The sequence below is a fragment of the Dechloromonas sp. CZR5 genome, assembly GCF_008711155.1.
Lineage (GTDB): Bacteria > Pseudomonadota > Gammaproteobacteria > Burkholderiales > Rhodocyclaceae > Azonexus.
In genome coordinates this window covers 519,115-541,553 of sequence record NZ_VUYQ01000001.1, presented here as the reverse complement: position 1 = coordinate 541,553, position 22,439 = coordinate 519,115, and the positions used below count along the sequence as shown (strand labels likewise).

At 59.7% G+C, this 22,439-nt stretch carries 22 protein-coding genes; all 22 read right to left on the bottom strand.

Translation table 11 applies throughout. The features are described 5' to 3' along the window. Positions 1-59: 59 nt before the first annotated feature. The 22 genes from F1002_RS02670 to F1002_RS21420 all read right to left on the bottom strand — a co-directional run bounded on the left by F1002_RS02670 (position 60) and on the right by F1002_RS21420 (position 22,438). Positions 60-1,118 (bottom strand): lipopolysaccharide assembly protein LapB, encoded by a 1,059-nt coding sequence (locus F1002_RS02670; protein ID WP_150427477.1) that lies wholly within the window; start codon positions 1,116-1,118, stop codon positions 60-62. Position 1,119: 1 nt separating this feature from the next. After that, positions 1,120-1,947 (bottom strand): ExeA family protein, encoded by an 828-nt coding sequence (locus F1002_RS02665; RefSeq protein ID WP_150427476.1) that lies wholly within the window; start codon positions 1,945-1,947, stop codon positions 1,120-1,122. 22 nt (positions 1,948-1,969) lie between these two features. Then, positions 1,970-3,709, bottom strand: a complete 1,740-nt coding sequence (mshL, locus tag F1002_RS02660; protein ID WP_150427475.1) for a pilus (MSHA type) biogenesis protein MshL — start codon at positions 3,707-3,709, stop codon at positions 1,970-1,972. Next, positions 3,706-4,104, bottom strand: coding sequence for a hypothetical protein (locus F1002_RS02655; RefSeq protein WP_150427474.1), 399 nt, complete (start codon positions 4,102-4,104; stop codon positions 3,706-3,708). Before F1002_RS02655 ends, mshL begins: the two co-directional genes overlap by 4 nt. Beyond that, positions 4,089-4,769, bottom strand: a complete 681-nt coding sequence (gene gspM / locus F1002_RS02650) for a type II secretion system protein GspM (RefSeq protein ID WP_150427473.1) — start codon at positions 4,767-4,769, stop codon at positions 4,089-4,091. Before gspM ends, F1002_RS02655 begins: the two co-directional genes overlap by 16 nt. After that, on the bottom strand, positions 4,766-5,434 hold the full coding sequence (locus tag F1002_RS02645) for a PilN domain-containing protein (protein WP_150427472.1): 669 nt from the start codon (positions 5,432-5,434) through the stop codon (positions 4,766-4,768). The genes gspM and F1002_RS02645 overlap by 4 nt, the downstream gene beginning before the upstream one ends. Beyond that, a complete protein-coding gene (locus tag F1002_RS02640) occupies positions 5,431-6,354 on the bottom strand; it encodes an agglutinin biogenesis protein MshI (protein WP_150427471.1) in 924 nt (307 codons plus the stop codon). Before F1002_RS02640 ends, F1002_RS02645 begins: the two co-directional genes overlap by 4 nt. 69 nt (positions 6,355-6,423) lie before the next feature. Beyond that, on the bottom strand, positions 6,424-10,023 hold the full coding sequence (locus F1002_RS02635; protein WP_150427470.1) for a DUF6701 domain-containing protein: 3,600 nt from the start codon (positions 10,021-10,023) through the stop codon (positions 6,424-6,426). A gap of 45 nt (positions 10,024-10,068) precedes the next feature. Continuing rightward, entirely contained in the window at positions 10,069-10,476 is a 408-nt protein-coding gene (locus tag F1002_RS02630; protein WP_150427469.1) for a hypothetical protein, read from the bottom strand. Between the two features lie 56 nt (positions 10,477-10,532). Continuing rightward, entirely contained in the window at positions 10,533-11,381 is an 849-nt protein-coding gene (locus tag F1002_RS02625) for a type II secretion system protein J (protein WP_150427468.1), read from the bottom strand. After that, positions 11,365-11,904: a type II secretion system protein gene (locus F1002_RS02620; RefSeq protein ID WP_150427467.1), complete on the bottom strand. Its 540-nt coding sequence runs from the start codon at positions 11,902-11,904 to the stop codon at positions 11,365-11,367. Before F1002_RS02620 ends, F1002_RS02625 begins: the two co-directional genes overlap by 17 nt. Further along, a complete protein-coding gene (locus F1002_RS02615; RefSeq protein ID WP_150427466.1) occupies positions 11,894-12,346 on the bottom strand; it encodes a hypothetical protein in 453 nt (150 codons plus the stop codon). Before F1002_RS02615 ends, F1002_RS02620 begins: the two co-directional genes overlap by 11 nt. Before the next feature lie 127 nt (positions 12,347-12,473). Then, positions 12,474-12,932 carry a prepilin-type N-terminal cleavage/methylation domain-containing protein gene (locus F1002_RS21430; RefSeq protein WP_150427465.1) on the bottom strand — a complete coding sequence of 153 codons (459 nt, stop codon included), beginning with the start codon at positions 12,930-12,932 and terminating at the stop codon, positions 12,474-12,476. A 24-nt stretch (positions 12,933-12,956) separates the two neighbouring features. Beyond that, complete coding sequence (locus tag F1002_RS21425; protein WP_150427464.1) at positions 12,957-13,568, bottom strand: prepilin-type N-terminal cleavage/methylation domain-containing protein; 612 nt, start codon at positions 13,566-13,568, stop codon at positions 12,957-12,959. Between the two features lie 21 nt (positions 13,569-13,589). Beyond that, on the bottom strand, positions 13,590-14,012 hold the full coding sequence (locus F1002_RS02600) for a hypothetical protein (protein WP_150427463.1): 423 nt from the start codon (positions 14,010-14,012) through the stop codon (positions 13,590-13,592). 6 nt (positions 14,013-14,018) lie between these two features. Beyond that, positions 14,019-15,242: a type II secretion system F family protein gene (locus tag F1002_RS02595; RefSeq protein ID WP_150427462.1), complete on the bottom strand. Its 1,224-nt coding sequence runs from the start codon at positions 15,240-15,242 to the stop codon at positions 14,019-14,021. Positions 15,243-15,248: 6 nt separating this feature from the next. After that, positions 15,249-16,958: a GspE/PulE family protein gene (locus tag F1002_RS02590; protein ID WP_150427461.1), complete on the bottom strand. Its 1,710-nt coding sequence runs from the start codon at positions 16,956-16,958 to the stop codon at positions 15,249-15,251. A gap of 128 nt (positions 16,959-17,086) precedes the next feature. Continuing rightward, the gene (locus tag F1002_RS02585) at positions 17,087-18,379 is read right to left on the bottom strand and encodes a DEAD/DEAH box helicase (RefSeq protein WP_150427460.1); all 1,293 of its coding nucleotides are present in this window, start codon (positions 18,377-18,379) and stop codon (positions 17,087-17,089) included. Between the two features lie 52 nt (positions 18,380-18,431). Then, positions 18,432-19,622: an O-succinylhomoserine sulfhydrylase gene (locus F1002_RS02580; RefSeq protein ID WP_150427459.1), complete on the bottom strand. Its 1,191-nt coding sequence runs from the start codon at positions 19,620-19,622 to the stop codon at positions 18,432-18,434. Beyond that, the gene (purF, locus tag F1002_RS02575; RefSeq protein WP_150427458.1) at positions 19,622-21,160 is read right to left on the bottom strand and encodes an amidophosphoribosyltransferase; all 1,539 of its coding nucleotides are present in this window, start codon (positions 21,158-21,160) and stop codon (positions 19,622-19,624) included. Before purF ends, F1002_RS02580 begins: the two co-directional genes overlap by 1 nt. Before the next feature lie 13 nt (positions 21,161-21,173). Further along, positions 21,174-21,665: a CvpA family protein gene (locus F1002_RS02570; protein ID WP_150427457.1), complete on the bottom strand. Its 492-nt coding sequence runs from the start codon at positions 21,663-21,665 to the stop codon at positions 21,174-21,176. Further along, positions 21,662-22,438 (bottom strand): SPOR domain-containing protein, encoded by a 777-nt coding sequence (locus F1002_RS21420; protein WP_150427456.1) that lies wholly within the window; start codon positions 22,436-22,438, stop codon positions 21,662-21,664. Before F1002_RS21420 ends, F1002_RS02570 begins: the two co-directional genes overlap by 4 nt. Between the last annotated feature and the right edge of the window lies 1 nt (position 22,439).

Sequence of the window (22,439 nt, the reverse complement as noted above, 5' to 3'; positions counted from 1 at the left end):
AAAAACCTTCAAAACTCTGGCGAACCGCTGGCATCGCCAAGCACGCAAGACGCCTGCCGCTATCGCAAATGCTGTTCGGCGACGGCAGACAACTCGGCATTCAGCGAACTGGTCGACAGCGCCCTGCGCAGCGCATCCCGCGCCTCGGGCACTCGTCCATCGGCTTCAAGCGCCAGGCCCAGACCCAGCCACCAGCGCCCTTCATTCGGCACCAGGCGGGATGCGCGCTGATAGTGTGCTGCCGCTTGCCGATGCGCGCCGAGTCGCGATTTCAGGTGCCCCTGGAAACCGGCGTAGTCGGCATTGGCCTCGGCATAGACCTGAGAGCGTGCAAGGGTACGGTCAGCCGCCGCCAGATCGCCCTGTTCCAGTTGCAGACGGGCCAGCGACATTGCCCATCCAGTCTGGGTCGGCATCAGATCGACACCCTCCTGCAGGACGACCATCGCGTCATCCATTCGCCGCATGTCGAGCAACTGGCGGAGCAATGCCTGGCGTACCTGGACATAACCCGGATCAACCTTCAGCGCGGCCCGCATGCCATCGAGCGCTTCGCCGCTACGGCCGGAGGCGAGCGCCATTTCGGCCTTGCGGTATTCCGCATCGGCGCGATCGCGCGACGTGGCGGCAACCGGACTCTTCTCGATCTTCACCGGACCGGGGGGCATCGATGCCGGAGCCGCTTCCGTCCTCACCGACGTGGCAGGAACTGGCGGCGCGACAGGGTCGGGAACGCCCAGCACGGGCGCTGCCGGAAGGGGAAAGACTGCCAGGTTTGACGAGAGCCGGAGACTCTCGTCAGCCGGCACGCCTGCATCGACCGGCGAAGCTTGCTGCGCAGGCGCCGCTGGAGAAACCAGTTCCGGTGGAGCGATCAGCGTGGCCGGCGGCGGCGGCGGCGCAATGACAGGCGGCGAGGCATCCAGCAGTCCGGCTTGATGGACAGCGACTGCCCCTGCGACCACCAGCCCTCCCGCTAACAGCAGCAGCAGAAGTTTTTTGCCTTGCCCTCTTTTTTCCGGAGGCAGGGAGCGGATTTCCCGCTGCAGGCTTTGGCGCGCCAGGTCGTCGGGGCGCTTGGCCTCGAGATTGCGCAGCATGTCGTTGATCAGACTCATTTCACCACCATCCGGTCGCTGCGGCGCCTTCGGTATCGCCTGCCGCCTGACGCACATGCCGGGCACCGACGGCATGCTTGCCCTCGCCATAGACCGCCAGCAGTGCCTTGTGCGCCAGGATGTTGAGCAGACGCGGCGTACCGCGACTGGCCCGGTGCAGACAACGAACGGCGCGCGCCCCGAAGACGCTTTCACCGCGATAACCGGCTACCCGCAGACGATGCGCCAGATAATTGGCCACCTCCTCGCGCGCCAGGCCACCGAGCCGATAGTGGAAGGCGATACGCTGAAGCAGTTGGCGTACCGACGGCTCGGCCAGCTTGCGGTCGAGTTCGGGCTGGCCGAACAGGACAATCTGGAGCAGCTTGCGCTTCTCCGTTTCCAGATTCGACAGCAGGCGCAGCGACTCCAGCGTTTCCAGCGGCATGGCCTGTGCCTCATCGATGCAGACGACGACTTGCCGTTCGGCAGCCGCGTACCCGAGGAGGGCATGATTGACGCTCTTCAGCAGGTGATAATCGTCATTCTGCGCATCGATCTCGACCTCTAGCTCTTCGGCCAGGGCAAGCAACAAAGTGCGGGGCGCCAGGTAAGGATTCGGCAGATAGGCCGAGACGCTGCCTTCCGGCAAGGCCTGCAGCAGGCGCCGGCAAAGCAGCGACTTGCCGGTGCCGACCTCACCGGTGATCTTGATGAAGCCCTCGCCGCTGTTCAGCGCGACGAGCAGCGTATTGAGCGCCTCCTGATGGCTGCGCGTGATGACCGTGAAACTGGTATCCGGCGTGATGCTGAAGGGCAGCTCGGTCAGCCCGAAATGATCGAGATACAACGCTGAGCGCCCCCGCTAACGCTTACTGCCATTCGAAATTCCGCTGCTGACGCGGATCGAGCGCCTGCATGCGTTCCTGGGCATCCCCTGCGGCAGTTCGCCAGGATTCCTCACCCTTGATCACGGTCGAGCGCATCAGGATGACCAGCTCGCGCTTGCGGTTCAATACGCTCTTCTGTCCGAACAGCGCGCCAACCCCCGGAACGCCACTGATCCCCGGCAAGCCGTTGCGACTGGTGGTCTGCTCCTGGCTCATCAGGCCACCGATAGCGACGATGCTGCCGTCCTGGACGCGAACGATGCTATCTGTCTCGTTGATGGTGCTAGAGGCCAGCGGCAACGTATAGGTACCCAGATCGCCGAGGTTCACGTTCTTGGTCTTTTCCGCGACAACGCTGACCTGCGGATGAACGTGCAGAATGATGTTGCCGTCGTCGTCGATCTGCGGTGTCACGTCCAGCGCGATACCCGAGAAGAAGGGCTGCAGCGTGATATTGGGTGTCACGACATTGCTGCCGCCAGCCGTTCCGGTCGTCACGTTGGTACTGATCCCGGTGACAAAATAATCATCGGTACCCACCTTCAGCACGGCCTTCTGGTTATTGGTCGTCGCGATGCGCGGGCTGGACAGTACTTGCACGTCACCTTGCCCCTCCAGGAAGGAAAGCAAGGCAGCAAAATTGTTCGACTGGAAGGTCAAGCCGAAGAAACCATTTCCCGTCGTGCCGGTAGCGAGCGCACCCTTGCTCCCAGGACGTGCCGCCACCGTGGTGCCGGCCGTAATTCCCGTCGCATTAGCACCAATGGTCCCCGATCCGGCCAGCACGGCATTGGGTGCCGATATTCCTAGCGAGAACCGATTGCTGACCCCTCCGAACTGACTCCAATTGATACCGGTCTGGTACGAATCGTTGAGCGACACCTCGATGATCTTGGCTTCAAGCATGACCTGTCGCTCGACAACCAGCTGGGTGGCCTTCAGATAGTCCTCGACACCCTTCAGTTCGGCAGGCGAGGCCTTAACGAGAACAACACCAGAAGTCGGATTGATGATCACGTTGCGGCCATCCTGATTACCGACGATGGTATTCAGCGCCAGGCCGAGTTCTTTCCAGAAGTCATAGTCCGAAGTCGTCTGCACGCGAGCGCTATCGACCGCGCGTTGCGACACCCCACCTGTCGTCCCGCCCGGCACCACAGGCGCGGTCGTGTTTCCGGTCATGTTCTGCATCGGATTCGAAGTCGTCGGCGAACTGCCGGTTACACGCATATCGCTGGACCCAACCCGGCGATTGGCCAGGTAATTGATCTTGAACATCCGCGTCTGGACCGTATTCGGCTGCACGAAGATGCGCGTACCCTGGACGCGATAGGCATAACCGTACACATCGCGCAACGTGTCGAGCGCTTCGCGGACCGTGGTGTTCTTCAGGTTGAGGCTGACCGTACCCGACAGGTCGGGCGGGAAAAGTACGCTGTATTGCGTTCCGGACACCAAGGCATTCAGCACCTGTGCAACTGGCGCATTATTGACTGCCAGGTTGAAACGCGGCTCCGGCTTGGCAGGGGCCGGCTGATCGATCTGCAATGGAGGCACCATGGCTTGTCCCACCGCATCGCTCTGCGAACGCGCCGACTTGCTGCTGGCTGCCGCCTCCATATCCCGGCCGGCCCGGTCGAAAACGTCCCCGCGCCGCGAATGCTGGTTGCTGCACGCGGCCAGCAGCAATGCCGACATGACCACAATCAATATCTTGCTCATGGGAGCCCCTTTACTTGCCCTGACTTGGCCGCCTTGCCGGCAGCAGGCATCACGATCATCTGTTTTTTGACATCGGGAGTCAGATACAGATGGGTCACACCATCCGCTCCCTGCAACACCGCTTCGCGCTCGTTCAGGCGGACCAGGGTAGAGCTGCCCAGCTTCCCCCCCAGCACCACCGTCTTGCCGCCAATTACCGCCACCGGTTTTCCACCCTGTGGCATCAGCACCGACTGCAAACGAAGGGCGCCGGCCGCTCCGTCGCCACCATCCGCAGCCCCTTCGGCAGGCACCATCCAATTGGCCGGCGGGCGTGTCGGGTCGGCCGACTGCGCGAAAGCGGCAGTGCCGAAAACGAGAAGAGCAAAAGCAATCAGCCTCATAGCGCCAGCCATGTCCGGTCCGGACTCAAGGTATAGACGGTCAAGCTCATTTCCGCGCGAGGGTACTCGATCACGCGGTAAGTGAGTGCTCCCCAGAGCAACCTCTGCTGCAGCTTCTCCAATTGCGAAAGATATGTCTGCAACTGAACATAATTACCTTCCAGCCGAATTTCGACACCATGCCGATAGAGATCGAAACTCCGTTCAGCAGGTTTGGCGTTACCCTCCGTGGCCAGCTCGGACGGCAATACACTTTCCGGCGCCAGTGTTTTCAGGCTGAGCAAACGTAATCCGGCATGACGCGATAACAGACTCTCGAGCAAGCGATTCATTTCTTCCGGCCGCACCAGTACCGAACTGAACTGACGCAACTGCTCGTCCAGTTTTTCCCGCTGGACATTCAGCGCCGCAAGATCAGCCTTGCGAGCAGCATCCGGGTCGGCTGACAACTGCTGCTGCAGGGTCGCCGCCTCTGCCTGCAAACGCGCCACGGATGCACTGTCGCCCGCCAACGTCGTCTCGATGCTTCGCACTCGCACCGTTTGCGGATCCACAAAGAGCGTATACCCGATCAGTAAGGGACCGAGGGCCAGCGCTGCCGCGACCAACCCCCGTTCGCGACGGGACAATGCGCAGTAACGATCGTTCAGGCGAGCCCAGGATTGACGCAAGTTCATGGTGCTTTCTCCTGAGTGGTCTTCAGGACAAATTCCGTGTACCTCGGCAACGCAGCCTTGGCCGGCAGCGGCGTCGCCGCCGGAGCAACGCCGGCAGCGGCCTCATGGGGCTTTTCGGCCGGATCGATCCCTTTCATGTCGAGTGCCGAAAAACGCCGCCCGGCAAAGGCCGGCTCGGCATTCAGCCGACCGATATAGACCGACAACAAGGCAGGATCGGTCAGGCGACCACGAATTTCGATGCTCTTCTCCGCAAAGCCGAAGCCGGTCAACCAGGCGCCATCGATCGCCTGACGCGCAAATCCCTGAAATAGTCCGGAATAAGCCTGATTGCTCGGCAAATCACCGCGCGCAACGATGTCGAGTACCTGCTGGCGCTGAGCAATGGCGGTGCGTGCGGCATCCAGCTGCCTATCGAGTTGCCCGTCGCTCTTGCGTGCCCCCAGGCGTTCGCCGAACGACTGCACCTGTTGCTGCAAGGTCACCAATTCGCCACGTAACTGGGTTTCACGGGCTTTCAGGCCTTCCAGTCGCCAGGCAGAAATACTCGCCAGAATAACGACCATCAGCAGGCCGACCAAGGCTGCAACAGTGACAACCGGTAACGATAACCAATCGAAACGCGGCCGTAGTTCGGGCAGCAGCAAATTGATTTGCTGACTCATGCGTCGCTCCTCAACGCAGCGCCGATCGCCAGCAGACTCTGCGCCTGCCGCTCGACCACACGCAACTCTGGAATGCCATTGAATTCGGCAACCTGCGACAAATCAGCAACCTGGACTGGCAGATAAAGGTTCTGCGCCAACTGGGCGACAGTACCGGCGCAATCGAATTCTGAGGAAACAAGCAGCCGAGAGACCGAAATGAAACCGTACTGGCGATCGAAATTGTCCAACGTACGCTGCAATTCAAGCGCCAAACGTTCCAGCATCTGCTGGCGACGATCGGCATCCGTCTCGGCCAGTGCCTGGGCAGACACCTCGATGCGCCGCGACAGATAAAGCTCTCCGCCAAAGGTAATGGTCAGCAGGCTTTCGCCTCCGTGCATGGCCAAAAAGGCGAGACCGCGATTAGGCTCCTCGAAGAGCGCCGCCACGTTGCGCACCGCCATCTCGGGAATGTCGATAGCCTCCAGCAGAACATGAGCTGCATCAAAGGCGGCCATTTCCTCGGCGACAACTGCCTGGGGAGCAACGATGGCGAATACATTGACCTGCCGCCCGCCTTCGGTAGGAATATCGGCGACTGCGATAGCCGCGCCATCAACCGGGAAATCGACCATATCCTTCAGGCGCCAGCGTAAAGCCTGACTCCGCTCTTCCGGAGGAACGGCTGGCGCTTCGAGTTGCGCCATTCGGTAACGACTTTCGCCCAGCAACGTCGCACAGCGATAGCGCTTGAGCCCTTTATTCTGCGCCAAGCGGGACAAGGCGTCTGGTTGGCCGCCTACCTTGAACGACTCGCAAAGCCTTATTTCAGGGCGTTTGCCGACCGGTGTAATGACATGCGCAAGGTCAAGGCGGTCACCCATTCGGACAACCGACATCCATCCCTCCACACGCTTCGCCCCGAAATTCGGCCACATGGTCCACACACCTTAAGTTTTTTCAGAAGGATAGCCAGTAACGTATTCTTTTTCAATGGTTTTTTATTATTAGTAATTTTCCCGAAAATAGATGACCGGCGATCGAGGCCCACACGCCCCAAAACAGGCACGAGCCTTCCCGGTTGACGGCAGCCATGCTGAAGCAGTGAGCTTGCTGCCGATAATATCGACATAGCCAAAATTCCCGTTCCCCGGCCCCTGGGTGCTTATTGTGGGATGACGCAGCACAAGCCGCGCATCTCCTGCCGTAACCCCCACCGAAGATGCAGTTGATCCGTTCATTTGCGCAACGACTTCTCCCGCGGCAAGCCCGTTCCGGGTTGTATCAGGAGGTGCATAGAAAGTCAGGCCGCCATTTCCTGTATCTTGGCGTGTCGGCACCGTTAATGAAGTACAGGCATCGGCCGTGTTTTTCTGCCAACCGCCGACAGTCCAGTACTGAGTCTGCACAGGAACGGCAAGGGGCAAGAATTCCGAACCATACGCATTGCCTAGCCACAAACGACCGCTTCGAATTTCGCTAGACAACTCACCCGACGAAACAACGCCATCGGTATCGGTGGCCCTAATCTTGATTGAAGTTGGCGGGGTATTAATCGAGAAAAAAGTGTAGACCGGCTGAACGCTTGACTCCCCGGCAACGAAACTGGCAGCAGCGATACTTCCCGCAGCGGTAAACCCACCCCCTGAAAAACCGGTGGCATCACTCAGCGTCACGGCACGGGCAAACGCACCTGTGTAATTGACGTCCTTTGCAGGTACGGCATCGGCTGTCATTGCAGTGACCAAAACAGATGAGAACGGCTGCTTTGAATATGTAAAGCTGCCGCATCCTGCCGCCGGCGTAACCAGAAAATGATGCGCCACGAACCGACCCAGTACGGGATTCAGGATAGTTGCCTGGCTAGCGCCTGACGGATTGATGCTCTTGCCCAGGTAAGTTGCCGACCCGAAGATACGCACGTCTCCAGACTGCGACCACGTTTGGGACCCCACCGTGGCCCGCCCCCCAGCCAACGTTACCGTCCCGACGCCCAAAGAGCCGACCGCACCGCCGGAAGGCGCAACCAGAGCAGGAGAAATAGCGACCGCACCGGCATATGAAGGGGCGACAGGATTATCGGAAAGATTGGTATCGCCATTAACAGTCCAGAGTGCGGCAGTGACATCCATTGCAAATGCGGAGCCCGCTACCGCCACCTTGGCTGCAGCACCAGCTGTTGAATCGCATGTCGCCGATGCACCGGCAGCACAATCGGTCTGCACCGCTGCAGGAGCAGTCACAGTTGGTGCAGACACTCCGAAACCAACCGGTACGCTCACCACATTGGCACTCCCGCTCAGCGTCAATGCGGGCGTGGATGCATTAGCGGCCTTATCCAGACGAGCCAAAAGAGACCAACTCCCCGCATCCATATGCTTCATCCACACGGTCGTTATGGCATTAGCATCAAAACCAAGCCCGGTAACGTTGTCGGCACCCGGCGCAGTTTGTGGCGTATAGGCATACGTTCCGCCAGAGGAATTGGCCGCCTGCGGAGCCCCTCCGACGGTATACCCGGCCGATGCGGACGTCGCGGAAAAACTGGATGGGGTGGTCGGCGTCGTCCATATCTTCAGCCCGGCACCACTCAGGCCAGCAACCGGCACGCACGGCGAAGCAGGCGCAGTACCAGTCGCCTGCACGGCCTGAATAGTCACCGCAGTGGGCTGACCCCCAACTACCGTACCTGAGTTCGGCACGTTCACCAATAAGCCGCCACTCGTTGATGTCCATACACAAGAGCCGGAAGTTCCGTCGCATCTCTTGGCGTTGCTAGGGGAAACCGGTGCCCCGGTTCCAGCAATATCGAATGTCGATGAGCCAACCGCAGTATAGAAATCCTTGGTTGTACTCGATAACGTATTGCCAATAATGACGGTATTTCCGCCAGACGCACCATCCCAGATCGTTGCAGCCCCGGACGCTGAAAGCGTTGCGATGACACCAGACGTATAAAGCGACGAACAGCTTGAATTGGCGCATGCCACAACCGTCAAAGTCCCCGGTGCGCAGGCACTACCGGTCCAGGTAGCATGACGCAATTCGAAATGATCCAGAGAAAACCCCTGGCAGCTGCGAGTTTGTGATCTCGCCCCGGCAACCTGGCCCTGATTCAATTCAAAATTGTAGAAGCGAAGCTCGTCGAGCGTCCCGTTAGCCGAGTTGAGCGTCCCTTTTGTCCCGACAAAACCTGCGGCATTGTCCCCTGCACGTACGACTCCGGCAGACGTTGTAACCGTCCCGCTACTGCTGAAGGAGGAAATGGTTGGCGGGCCAGCCTCAATGAATATGCTCAAGCGATCTTGGTTGGCCAGGGGGCTGGCATTGAAGTTCCATGAAATCGCCACATGAACCCATGTTCCAGCCGCAAAGGTCTGCGCTGCCGTTTCAACGGAACGACTGGTTCCCGAGCTATCCGTTACCTGAAAATATAGTGTTCCCGTCCCTGTTCTGGTCAGAGAAAACCATTGACCGCTCACCTCCGTTGCGTCGATTAGCTGTGCCGCCGTACCACCATTCCAAGCCGCGTTTGACTTGTACCAAAACATGATCGTGCCCTGGCCCAGGAGATTAAGTGACGCATTGGAAATGTTGATGCCGGTCTGCACGGCATCAACCGGCGAGGCGGTGGTATTGGCAGGAATCGATGCTCCCCGGCAAAGGTATCCCGCTGCCGTTTCTTGCGCCGAACCGAGAGCCATTCCCGGCCGGTTATTGCCCGAATAATCGGTGACCTGTCCGGCACCGTTGGGATTCCAGGCTCCTTCGTCAAATCGGTATTCGGCGAATGGGCCAGCAGAGGGAATATAGAAAACGATCGCCGTATTTGGCGTGGGTTCAGTTGCCGCCCCAAAAGTCAGCACTTCATAATCGGTGGAGCTCAACTGCCATCCGATCTGCGCCTGACCGGTTCCGCCATGGGTGATCGTCCCATACTGATAAACGAAGGTTCCGTTTTCGTTCAAGATCACCTGCAAGTCGAAAGAACCACTTGTATTCCCGGAATTGACCCATTCGGGCACATGCCACCAAGTGACGACAAACTGGCGATTCGGCGAACTTCCGAGGGTGGCATAACTGATATAGCAAGTTGCGGAACTCAAGCAACTCGTCTTGCTATTTGACGAGGGATAATTGGGCCTGTCGACCAGATTTGTCGGATCCAGATCGACACCAAACACCTTCATGGTGTTATTCATGCTGCCGTCCGGATACGTGTAGGGATAGGTTTGCGGCGGACCGATATTCGCGGTACCTGCACCACAAGTGGTGTTATTGAACTGCAAACGCCCGTTTGTCATTATCCGAAGCGAGGTGTACGTAACGGTGCCGTAAACGAAGGAAAACCCAATGGGTATGGCATCGCTGAGGGTATCGTCCAGAATGGGCGGGGTCGTACCACAACCGGCCGCCGCATTGAACTTATAGGGGGTCGTGTTATATCCAACTTTGGTGTGCGCGCTGGAGTCGATCCAGCTAAACGCCGTAGAGGCACTGGTATAGGTTGCCGCCCAGCTTTGACCGCCGATCAGACAGACCCATAGCAGCGCAAGCAGTTGAAAAACTGGACGAATAAGCGCCATCGCAAACCATTTCGCTTGCATCACCTGAATTTCCTCATACGCGCCAACGATGCTGACAGGTCATTGCTACCTCACGCAATCGTAAGGTGCCGCCACAATCGTTGCATCCCGACACTTCTCGACAGTCACCTCGACCACACGCTCTATTCCCGGTGCCTTGGCCCCATTCGCCGTTGCCCGCGAGCTGATCCGGTAAATACGTATCTGCCGCCCACCCTCTGTGGTATCCCAGCTCTGACAAACGACATTGACCTGATGGTCGGGAATCGGCGGGTTGCCATTCACACAGTTAGGCAAATTGGCGACCTGAGCATTCGGATCGAGCTGGAACATACCCCACTCGGCCCCTGCCCGCGCCGCCTGATAGGCCCGCGCTCCGCCGATGTCGGTCGCCATGTTCACGTTCGATGTCGACACGATGGTAACCATGCCAGCCGCCAGTGTGGCCATCAGCAGCAACAGAAATACGGCCATGAGCACCGACACCCCACGCTGGTGTCTCAGGCTTGACTGTCTGGATGATTGGCGGCTCATGGCGTATTCAGCACGTCGACTTGATAAAGAACCACGACCGACTCGCCGTTCCGTGTCAGGGTCAGACGCATAACAGCCAATCCGTTGCGCTGCAGAACGGCCGGCGTGTAATCAAATCTGCAGTCAGCCACATCGGTAATCAGAATGGCAGCAGCGCCACCTTGCGCCCATGGCCTGGACCCCACAGCAGGCTGAAATCCATATCCGCCGTGCCGGATGACTGTACCCAATTCCGGCGTTACCGCGTTCGCCGCACATTCGTAGGTAACAGGTGTGCCGACAATCTGGAAGCGATTTTGTGGCGAGGCAAATGGAAACTGGCTACCAGCCATCGTAAATGACAGGCTCGTCAGTCCGTTACCCGCCACCGACAAGGCTTTCCGGCTGGTTCCGAGGTAAACATCGGAACCAGGCTGCCCAAGGTTGTAGATGACCAGCTGATCGCCTGCACTTACCGACACGCCCGGCCCCAGCACATCGAAACTATTGTCGGCGTTACTGCTGAAATCGAGCGGGTTCCCACCACCGATGCCGGTCAGCTCCGCGCGATATCTCCCGGCATCGCGGATGGGTACGAACTCGAGGAGGTCACTGGCTGCCGATACGCGAACACTATTCGGCAAGGCTCCCTTCAGGTCGCGTGCGATGCGCCGTACGGCCGTATCGGCCGCATCAGCCAACTCGGCACGGTTACCCGCATCGATGTAAGCACCAATCTGATTGCCCCCAAATAGGGCAATCATCGACACGACAACGCCGGTGATAACAATCGAAATTATCATCTCGACCAGCGTGAATCCGCGCAGGCTCGCTGACGACCGAAGCCGATCAGTAACGTGGCGCATAACGAAAACGATAACCCGTCAGAAAAAAATTTTCGGCACCGAACGTAACGGTCACCGTTACGCTCAAGGCCGCAGTATTGTCGGCCAAACCAAGCGCGTTTCCGGCTCGGGCAATGGCGACCGATGCTGTGTAACCATTCATGGCATTCCCGCCCAAGACGTCGGTCACGTTAGCCATAATGTACCCACCGTAATCATCGACGTTATCGAAAGTACCTGCCAAACGATTTTCACCCGGCGTAAAGGTGCCAGTATTCTGAGGCCACGTGCAATCGCCATAGGATTGCGCAATCGATGCACTCGGATCATCCGGATCGCACCAGGTAAAAGGCTGATGCATGATTTCGTTGAGCAAGCCTTCCGCAATTGCGACCATCTGCTTTGTCCGCATCGGGTCGGCGCTGGCAAGAATCATTGGATTGAGCGTTGAAACAAGAGCGACTACACCAACGCTGATGATCAGGATGAAAACTATTTGCTCGATCAGGGTAATACCCCGCTGAGCCCCCACCTTAATGGACATAGCCGGTTTCTGCTTCAACAGCAATAACCAAACCAGCATCCAATCCGGAAATACTGATTGCCGATGCACCTAGCGGACGACCAGCACCATCGAACACCACATCTGCAGGTAACACAACGAAGGTGACGTTATTTGCGGCTGTAACCTGCAATGCCCTATTGTCCGGTCCGATTAAAGGAGCGCCTAGAGTGCAATTTGCTGCGCCATTGTTGTTGGATATCTGAAAATCAACTCGTGCAGGGGCGCCGGAAAATGTTGCACAGGTCGTCCTCCGGGCTGCCACTGCAGACTTTTGCGCATACCTCAGACTAGCTACCACTCCATCCCTAAAAGCACGCGCTTCGAATCCAGAATCACCGGAAAATCGAGGAACGGTGGCAAGCGCCAAAATACCCGCAACTACGACGACTACCACTAGCTCAACCTGAGTAAAACCTAGCATGCTGGTCCGACAAGACAAAAACCCGCCACAAGACGGGTTTTTGTATTCGAACGAAAGTGCCGAGTTTTGCATATTGGCAACTAATCGGTTGTTGGCGGAGCGTTCATTAAGCTAGTCGTGAAACCACTTAGCCGCCGCAGTTAGCAACAGTAACAGCTGCCGTATTGACCACACCAGTTGCTCCGGTATACGTAACGGCGCAGGCGGCAGGCCCACCGTTTTGCGTTATCGTACAAACACCTGCTGCGCAAGCAAACGCAAACCCGTCCGTAGCCTGCATGGCGGCTTGGATACCCGCTGCAGTTCCAGCAGGAATACCTGTACCGGCCGCCACATCAACCGCTTGAACAGCGCCTGCCAACCCCATGTTCACAGTCGTCGCAGCAGTGTTGCCTGTAGCAACATAGCGTGATTGTGCCAATGCCACTGCTGAACGCAAACCACCGGCAATACCATTCATGGCAGCGATCCGAGCATCCGTTGCAACGTTAATAAAGCGGGGCAATGCCGTAGCAGCCAAGATACCAAGAATAACGATTACAACAATCAGTTCGATCAGGGTGAAACCTTTTTGCATTGTTTTCATGGTGTGCTCCTCAAAGTATAAAAATCAGCATCCGGCGGTGGTCACTGGACCGATCAAGGCCGCCTGGTTGGCCGCAGTGGGTTGGGTGTAGGTGAAGGTGCAAGTGGCAGGTGTCGTTGCGCCGCTAATACTGAAAGTCGCCACGCCACCGGCAACGCTGTAGGTATAACCTTCGTCCTGCAGGTTGGCGGCAGAAGGATTGAAAACCCCGGTCAGGCCGGCCATCGAAAGAATTCCGGGTGTGCCGAGGGCGGTTGCCTCGGGGTAGCCGAATACCATATTGATCAAGCCGTTTTCGGTACACAAGGTGCCGGTAGCGCCCGTGGCATTTGAGGCGGTGGCGCCGCCGGTACAGGGCGCGACATCCGCTACTCCACCCCGCGCCAACACCGTGGCGTGTGCCAGTGCGGATGCCGCACCGACGCTGCCGCGAGCCGCCTGCAATTTGGCAATGCGCGCATCGCGCTGCAGATTGACAAAGCGCGGCAAGGCGATCGACGCCAACAGTCCGAGAATGATGATGACCACGATCAGTTCGATCAAGGTAAAACCACGCTCCCCTGCCGGCCGTAGCCTGAATTTCGATTCCATGTCCATGCGCCCATTATCGGCTGGAAATTTTATTACTTTAGCCATATCAACCCTCCTTCTCAACATTTATTCGCGCCCTTGCTCAAGACGTCGCAAGGAAATACCGGAAATGACAAGCCGACCATCGCCACCGCCGCGCCCGAGGCGAAAGCGCGCACGAGAACCATCGTGAAAGCGATAGATCAGCTCGCCTGCCTGGCGGTCGAAATACCAGATCGATCGCTCGTCCGGAGCCGCATCGAACGCACCCCGATAATTGGCCGGTTTGCTCGCCACCCAATCCACCGGGTTGTTGCTTTGCGGCAAGTCGCCGCTGGATGCCACTCGATGCACCACGGCCTCTGCGAGCTCCAGGCGCATGCTCGCCACATCGGACTGCACCAGAGCCTCCTCCATATCGCTGCGAACCGAGTCCAACGACGCAAGCAGGAACAGCGACACGAGGCCGATCAGGGCAATGGCGATGGCGAACTCGTAATAACGTCGCATCGTCGCTCATCGCTTGATGGCCACTTTGCCGAGATCCCACATGGGCAGGAAAATACCCAGCGCCAGGATCATGACCAGCACACCGAGCGACACGATCAGGATCGGCTCGATCTGCTGACCGAGGGTCTTCAGTTCGTATTCGACTTCGCGCTGGTACATATAGCCGACTTCTTCGAGCATGTCGTCCAGAGCGCCCGACTCCTCGCCAACGGCGACCATCTGCAGCACGACCGGGGAGAAAAACCCGGACGCGATGGCAGCACGCAAGACGCTCTCACCCCGCTCGACGGTGTCGCGCATACCTTCGATCTTGGCCGCGATATAGCTGTTGTCGACCGTCTGCGATGAATTGGTCAGCGCCTGCATGACCGGCACCCCGCTCCGCATGCCCAAGGCAAAACTACGGGCAAAACGGGCCATCGCCGCCTTGCGCACAATCTTGCCGGCAATGGGAAAGCGCAGGGTGATCGCCTCCCAACGCATCCGACCGGTAGCCGTGCCAACCCAGGAACGGAAGGCGACGATTGCGGCAACCAGCCCCCCCAGTAACATCGGCCACCACGTAACCATGAAATGAGAGAACCCGAGCAGGAGTCTCGTCATGAACGGAAGCTCGGCGCCAAACCCCTCGAATACCTTGGCGAAGGCCGGTATGACGAAAATGTTCACGACCACGATGGCAACTCCCATGGCCAGAACGACAAACATCGGGTAGCGCAGAGCCGACTTCACCTGCTCGCGCATGAAACGCTCGAATTCCATGTGCTCGAACAGGCGCAGGAATATTTCGTCAAGCAGGCCGGTAGCCTCACCAACGCGCACCATGGAAATGTAAAAGGGATTGAATACCTTGGGATGGCGGGCCAGCGATACTGAAAGCTCGCGGCCTGCCTCAAGGCTCTCGCGAACATCGCGGATGACATCCTTCATCCTCGGGTTGGTCGCCGATTCCTGGAGACCGCCGAGCGCCCGCATGATGGGCACGCCGGACTTGAGCAGGGTATGCAATTGCCGCGAAAAGAGCAGGATGTCAACATGCTGGACCCGCGGCTTGAAGAGCGACCATTCGAATCCGGCATTTCCTTTCCGCCCCTTCGCTTCCTCAATGGAAACCGGCGTAATGCCCTGTCCAAGGAGCAGATCGGCGACACCACCCGATGACGCGGCCTCAAGCACGCCTTCGATCAGCTTGCCGCCTGCATCCCGTCCCTTGTAGGCAAAGCTCGCCACTTCGTCTTATTCCTCGAACTGGTTACTGATGCGCATCGCTTCGCTGATGGTCGTCTGCCCCGCCTGCACCAGACGCACCGCATCCCGGCGCAAGGTTTCACCTGCCATCTGCTGGCGGGCAACACGCATGAATTCACCCGGATCTTCATGGTTGATGGCTTCGACGACCCGATCGCTCATTTCCAGAAATTCGTAGACCCCGGTTCGCCCCTGATAGCCTGTATTGGCGCAATGAGCGCAACCGTGCCCACGGTAATAGGCGCTGCCGGCTACCTGATCGCCCAATTCGAAACGCAACCATTCGTGCTCGCTGGGGGTAGGCGTGTACGGTTCGCGGCAATTGCCGCAGATCACGCGCACTAGGCGCTGCGCCACGACCATATGAACGGACAGGGCGACCATGTAGCGCGGCACGCCCATGTCGAGCAGGCGAATCGGCGTCGAGATGGCATCGTTGGTATGCAGCGTCGAGAGCACCAGATGGCCCGTCATCGCCGCGCGCATGCCGATTTCGGCGGTTTCCTGGTCGCGCATTTCGCCGATCAGCACGATATCCGGGTCCTGACGCAACACGGTACGCAGCACGCGCGAGAAGGAGAGGTCGATCTTTTCGTGGACCTGCACCTGGTTCAGACCGCCGAGCTGGTATTCGACCGGGTCTTCGACGGTGATGACCTTCTTTTCCGGGCTGTTCAGTTCGTTCAGTGCGGCATACAAGGTGGTGGTCTTGCCCGAGCCGGTCGGACCGGTGACCAGCACCATGCCGCTCGGTCGCTTCAGGGCATGGCGGAAGCGTTCCAGCACGCGCGGCGGCATGCCGATCTTGTCGAGTTCGAGCAGGCCGGTATTCTGGTTGAGCAGACGCATGACCACCGATTCGCCGAACTGTGTCGGCAAGGTGGAAATACGTACGTCGACCGGGTTGCCGCGCACTTTGATGTTGAAGCGACCATCCTGGGGCAGGCGTTTTTCGGAAATATCGAGGCCCGACATCAGTTTCAGGCGCAGCGCGACGGCCGAGGAAATCTTGGCATCGGCCTCGGTCTGGATATGCAGCACGCCGTCGATGCGGAAGCGGATGCGCAACGCCTTTTCCTGCGGCTCGAAGTGGATGTCGGAAGCTCGCAGGCGCATGGCCTCCTCGAACACGGTCTGCAGCAGCTTGACGACGGGCGCATCCTCGGCGCCGGGGTTCAGGCCGAGCAGATCGCCGAACTCGATCGGCACGTCGCCCAGTTCGGCGGTCAGTTCCTTGGCCAGGCCGGTGATCTGCTCGCCGCGATGGTAGACGCGGTCGACCATCGCCAGCAGTTCGCTCTCGGTGACGACGGCGAGGTCGATCTCGCGGCGCACCAGGCGGGTAATTTCGTCGTAGGCCTGGAGGTCGGTCGGATCGGACATGCCGATCTGCAGGCGGCCGTCGGGCTGTTGCGCCAGCACCAGTGCACGGAAACGGCGGGCCGGCGCTTCGGGCAGCAGTTTGATCAGGTCGGGCTTGGGAGTAAAACTTTTGAGGTCGACAAAAGGAATCTGCAACTGCCGGGCCAGCGCCTGCGAAATCCCGGCCTCGGTCACATAGCCGCTTTCGACGAACACGCGCCCGAGCTTGCGGCCTGTGCGCTTTTGCTCGTCGAGCGCGATCTTCAGTTGTTCATCGGTCAGCAGGCCCTGCTGGATCAGCAGGTCGCCAAGCCGGATTTTTTGCGGGGGGGGCATCCCGACCTCCAAAACGCCTTAAGAAAATTCACTAACAATATGAAGTTAATGAAATAGTTTCCACAGTAGACGTTTTTGATGCCCCCGACAAGTCTGTCGCCGGAGGCCAGTCGGCAAATTGTTGTCAATCAGCGATGACGGTTGCCATTGTGATGCTGCTGAGGACGACCGGCACTCTTCGCGGATTTATGCGTTTGTGTTTTCGGCTGAGTCTTACCCTGCCCCTGCGGCTTGCGCGCACCCCGCGGCGGCAACTCCGGGCGCGGCTTGGCGACGGCCGATTGCTCGAAGCCCTCGATGGTCACGCGCTCCAGGCTGCGCTTGATCAGTTTTTCGATGTCCTTCAACTGCGCCCGCTCGTCGTGACAGACCAACGAAATGGCCTCGCCCTCCATGCCGGCCCGGCCGGTACGGCCGATGCGGTGCACGTAGTCCTCGGGCACGTTGGGCAGTTCGTAGTTGATGACATAGGGCAACGCATCGATATCGATGCCGCGCGCCGCGATGTCGGTCGCCACCAGGGCCACCAGTTTGCCTTCCTTGAATTCGGTGAGGGCACGGGTACGAGCGCCTTGGGACTTGTCGCCGTGAATGGCCGCCGATTTGATGCCCGACTTTTCAAGAGTCCGCGCCAGGGCATCGGCACCATGCTTGGTACGCGCGAAAACCAGCACCTGATGCCAGCCTCGGGTGGCAAACAGGTGGCAGAGCAGTTCCTTCTTGCGCTCCCGATCCGTCTCGATGACCTTCTGGGTGACCGTCTCGGCTGCCGTATTGCGGGGAGCGACGTCGACCGACACCGGGTTGTGCAGCAGCCCGGCCGCCAGTTCGCGGATTTCCGGCGAGAAGGTGGCCGAGAACATCAGGTTCTGCCGCTCCTTGGGCAGCAGCGCGATGACCTTGCGGATATCGCGGATGAAACCCATATCGAGCATGCGGTCGGCTTCGTCGAGAACGAAAATCTCGATGCCGCCCAGATCGACCGTTTTTTGCTGCACGTGGTCGAGCAGGCGGCCCGGCGTGGCAACCAGGATATCGACGCCACGGCGCAGGTTGGCGATCTGAGGATTGATGCCAACGCCACCGAAGACGGCCAGCGAATTGATCGGCAGGTGTTTGCCGTAGGTGCGGACACTCTCCTCGACCTGGATCGCCAGTTCGCGCGTCGGCGTCAGGACCAGTACGCGCGGCGTACGGGCAACCCGGGTCAGGCGGTCATTCAGGCCGGAGGCCAGGCGATGCAGGATGGGCAGCGTGAAGCCAGCTGTCTTGCCGGTGCCGGTCTGCGCCGTGGCCATCAGGTCGTGACCAGCGAGCACGGCCGGAATCGCCTGCTGCTGGATGGGCGTCGGCGTGTCGTAGCCCTGCTCGGCGACGGCGCGCTGGATTTCGGCCTTCAGGCCGAGGTCGGAAAAATGCATGGGGAGTACTCCAAAGCGAAGCGCCCGGCCGGAGCCGGGCGCCGCGCATGAATCAGATCAGAGAGAAGCCGCGCTCAAGGTCGGCCTGCAGGTCTTCCACCGCTTCGAGGCCGACTGCGACGCGCAGCAGGCCTTCGTTGATGCCGGCCGCAGCCCGGGCTTCCGGACTGATGCGGCCATGCGTGGTGGAGGCGGGATGGGTGATGGTAGTCTTGGTATCGCCGAGGTTGGCGGTGATGGACAACAGCTGGCAGTGATCGACGACGGTCCACGCCTGCTCGCGCCCGCCCTTGACTTCGAAGGAGACGATGCCCCCCCCGTTTTTCTGCTGTGCCTTGGCCAGTTCGTGTTGCGGATGCGAAGGCAGGCCGGGGTAAAACACGCGCGCCACTTTCGGGTGGGCTTCCAGCCAGACAGCCAGCCGGGCGGCATTGGCGGCCTGCGCCTCGACGCGCAGCTTGAGGGTTTCCAGCCCCTTGAGCAGCACCCAGGCATTGAAGGCAGACAGCGTCGGGCCGGCCGTGCGCAGGTATTTGAAGACCTCCTCGGTCAGCTTCTTCGGGCCGCACACGGCGCCACCGAGGACGCGCCCCTGGCCGTCGATGTACTTGGTCGCCGAATGGATGACCAGATCGGCGCCCAGTTCCAGCGGCTTTTGCAGGATAGGCGTGCAGAAGCAGTTATCGACGGCAACCAGGATGCCCCTGGCGTGGGCGATGGCGGCCAGGGCGCGGATGTCGGCAATCTCGGTCAGTGGATTGGACGGCGTTTCCAGGAAAAATAGCTTGGTTTCCGGACGGATCGCCGCTTCCCAGGCGGCCGGATCGGTATGCGACACGAAGGTCGTCGTGATGCCGGTGCGCGACAGAATGTTGTTGAACAGCTGTACCGTGGCACCGAACAGGCTGTTCGAGGCGACGATGTGATCGCCCTGCTTGAGATGCGCCAACACAGCGGCCATGATCGCCGACATGCCGCTGGCCGTCGCCACGCAGTCCTCGGCGCCTTCGAGCGCGGCGAGGCGCTCTTCGAACATGGTCACGGTCGGGTTGGAGAAACGGGCATAGACATTGCCCTCTTCCTCGCCGGAGAAACGCTTGGCAGCCTGCGCGGCGCTTTGGAAGACGAAGCTGGAGGTCAGGTACAGGGCCTCGGCATGCTCGCCGAACTGGCTGCGTTCCTGCCCGGCACGCACGGCCAGCGTCTCCGGACGATAGCCCGAGGTAGCGTCAAATTTAGGCATTATTCCTGCCCGCCATTGCTCAGGCCGAGCACCATCTGCTCGGAGGAGCGACCATCGGCATCGTCGTCGCTCTTGGCCGGCTTGCCGCTGCGCTTGCCTTCGACGGCATCGAGGTAATAGCTGTCGATGTCGCCGGTGATGTAGCACCCGTCGAAGCAGGAGGCATCGAATACCGTCAGGTCGGAACGCAGGTTGGTGATCGACTGTTTCAACGCCTCGATATCCTGATAGACCAGCGCATCGGCACCGATTTCGGCAGCGATCTGGGCATCGGTCCGGCCGGTGGCGATCAGTTCGGCACGGGTCGGCATGTCGATGCCGTACACGTTCGGGAAACGCACCGGAGGGGCTGCGGAAGCGAAGTACACCTTGACCGCGCCGGCAGCGCGCGCCATTTCGACGATCTCGTGGCTGGTCGTACCGCGCACGATGGAGTCGTCAACAAGCAAGACACGCTTGCCCTTGAATTCCTGGCCGACGGTGTTGAGCTTCTGACGCACCGACTTCTTGCGCATGGCCTGACCCGGCATGATGAAGGTGCGACCGACGTAGCGGTTCTTGACGAAGCCCTCGCGGAACGGGATACCCAGCACCTGCGCCAGTTGCATGGCCGACGGGCGACTGGAATCGGGAATCGGGATGACGACATCGATTTCCTCGACCGGAATCTGCTTCTTGACCTTCTCGGCCAGCAGTTCGCCCATGGCCAGGCGGGCTTCATAAACGGACACGCCGTCGATCACGGTATCCGGGCGGGCCAGATAGACGTATTCGAAGATACACGGGGCGTACATCGGCTGTTGCGCGCACTGACGGGCATGCAGCTGATGGTTGAGATCGATGAAGATGGCCTCGCCCGGCTCGATGTCGCGAACCATCTGGAAACCCAGGGTATCGAGGGCGACCGACTCGGAGGACACCAGGTATTCCATGCCTTGCGGCGTTTCATTCTGACCATAGATCAGCGGGCGGATACCGTGCGGATCGCGGAAGGCGAGCAGTCCGTAACCGGCAATCAGCACAACCACGGCGTAGGCGCCGCGGCAACGACGATGCACGCCGGCGACGGCCTGGAAAATGCTGTCGACATCCAGCTCGTAGCCGTGCGCCGCCGACTGCAGCTCGTGCGCCAGTACGTTGAGCAGGACTTCCGAGTCGGAATTGGTGTTGATGTGCCGGCGGTCCATCCGGAACATTTCTTCCTTGAGCTGCTCGGCGTTGGTCAGGTTGCCGTTGTGACCGAGGACGAGGCCGAAGGGCGAATTGACGTAGAAAGGCTGTGCTTCGGCAAAATTGTAGGCCGAACCGGCCGTCGGGTAGCGGACGTGGCCGATGCCCCAGTTGCCCGGCAGGGCGCGCATGTTGCGGGTGCGGAAGACGTCGCGCACCAGCCCCGGCCCCTTGTGCAGGTGGAAGGTATTGCCTTCCGCCGTTGCAATGCCTGCTGCATCCTGGCCGCGGTGCTGGAGCACCATCAAGCCGTCGTAAAGCAGCTGATTGACCGGCGTTGTCGCCATTACACCGAGAATCCCGCACATATTTTTTTCCTGCCTAGCTAAATCGAATTCGTTTTGCCAAATCGTCCGGCAACCAGGACCTGGTTGCCAGGACGGCTGTTTCCAGAGGTGCCGACAGCGTTGCCTGCCGCCACCAGGGTTGGGTTGGCGCCGAAGTCATGCCGCCGAGACCGACCAGCACCATGCACACCAGCACACCGCGCGCCAAACCGAAGAGCATGCCGAGAATGCGATCGGAGACGGACAGCCCCAAGGCCTTGACCATGCTGCCGACCAACATCCTGAACAACGCCATGACCACCAGCACCCCAACAAAAATCACTACGCAACCGGCCAGCGTCCGCAGTGCCGGATCAGACAAGCCTGTGAACACGGACGTTCCAACCGTGGCACCAAACTCCACCGCCGCGACAATTGCCAGAATCCAGGCAAGCAGCGCAATAATCTCGCCGACCACGCCCCGCCACAGACCAAAGATCAAGGAGACGCCGACGATGCCCAAGGCAACGTAGTCGAATCCGGTCATGGCTTGGCTGAAACGACTCCGGAAACGCCGATGCGACGCATCTTCTCCAGCGCCTTCTCCGCCGCTTCACGATTCGGGAAGGGACCGGCACGAACGCGGGTTTTCCTGCCCTGCGGCGTGTCCAGCGGCTCGCTGAAAGTTTTGATGCCTTGCTCCGACAGCTTGTCCTTCAGGCTTTTGACATTGGCTTCGTTGGAAAATGCCCCGATCAGCACCAGAAATTCTCCGCCTTTCGCCGCCGCCTTGCTGTCGGCAGACTTGGCATCGACTGACTGGCCGGCCAGGATGGCAGCTGCACGCTTGGCATCATCCCCCTTGGGCTTATCGGCTGGCTTGTCGTTCGGCTTGGCGACCGGCTTCTCGGGGGCCTTCTCAGGTTTCGCGGCTGGTTTTTCGACCGGTTTGTCTGCCGGTTTTTCCGGCCCCTTGGCATCCTTGACCACCTCCAGCACACGGGCTGTCGGCTTGGCGGCCTGGTCGACAGGCGCCTTCACCTCGGGCGCTGGCGGCACGGCCTTGTCGGAAGGCATGACGATGGGAGGTTCGGGAGCTTTTTCCGGCGCCTTTTCAACCGGTGCAACCGCAAACTTGGGCGCAAAAGGCTTCTCGTCCTGCCCCGGAATACGAATCTCGACATCCTGTACGGCCTGACGCGGCTCGTGATCCATCACCATCGGCAACACCATGGCGACAACCGAAACGAAGAAAATCGCTCCGACCAGACGTCGGCGGGCGCGTTTCTTGAGGTGCAGCTGTGCGTCGTTGTCGTCCATG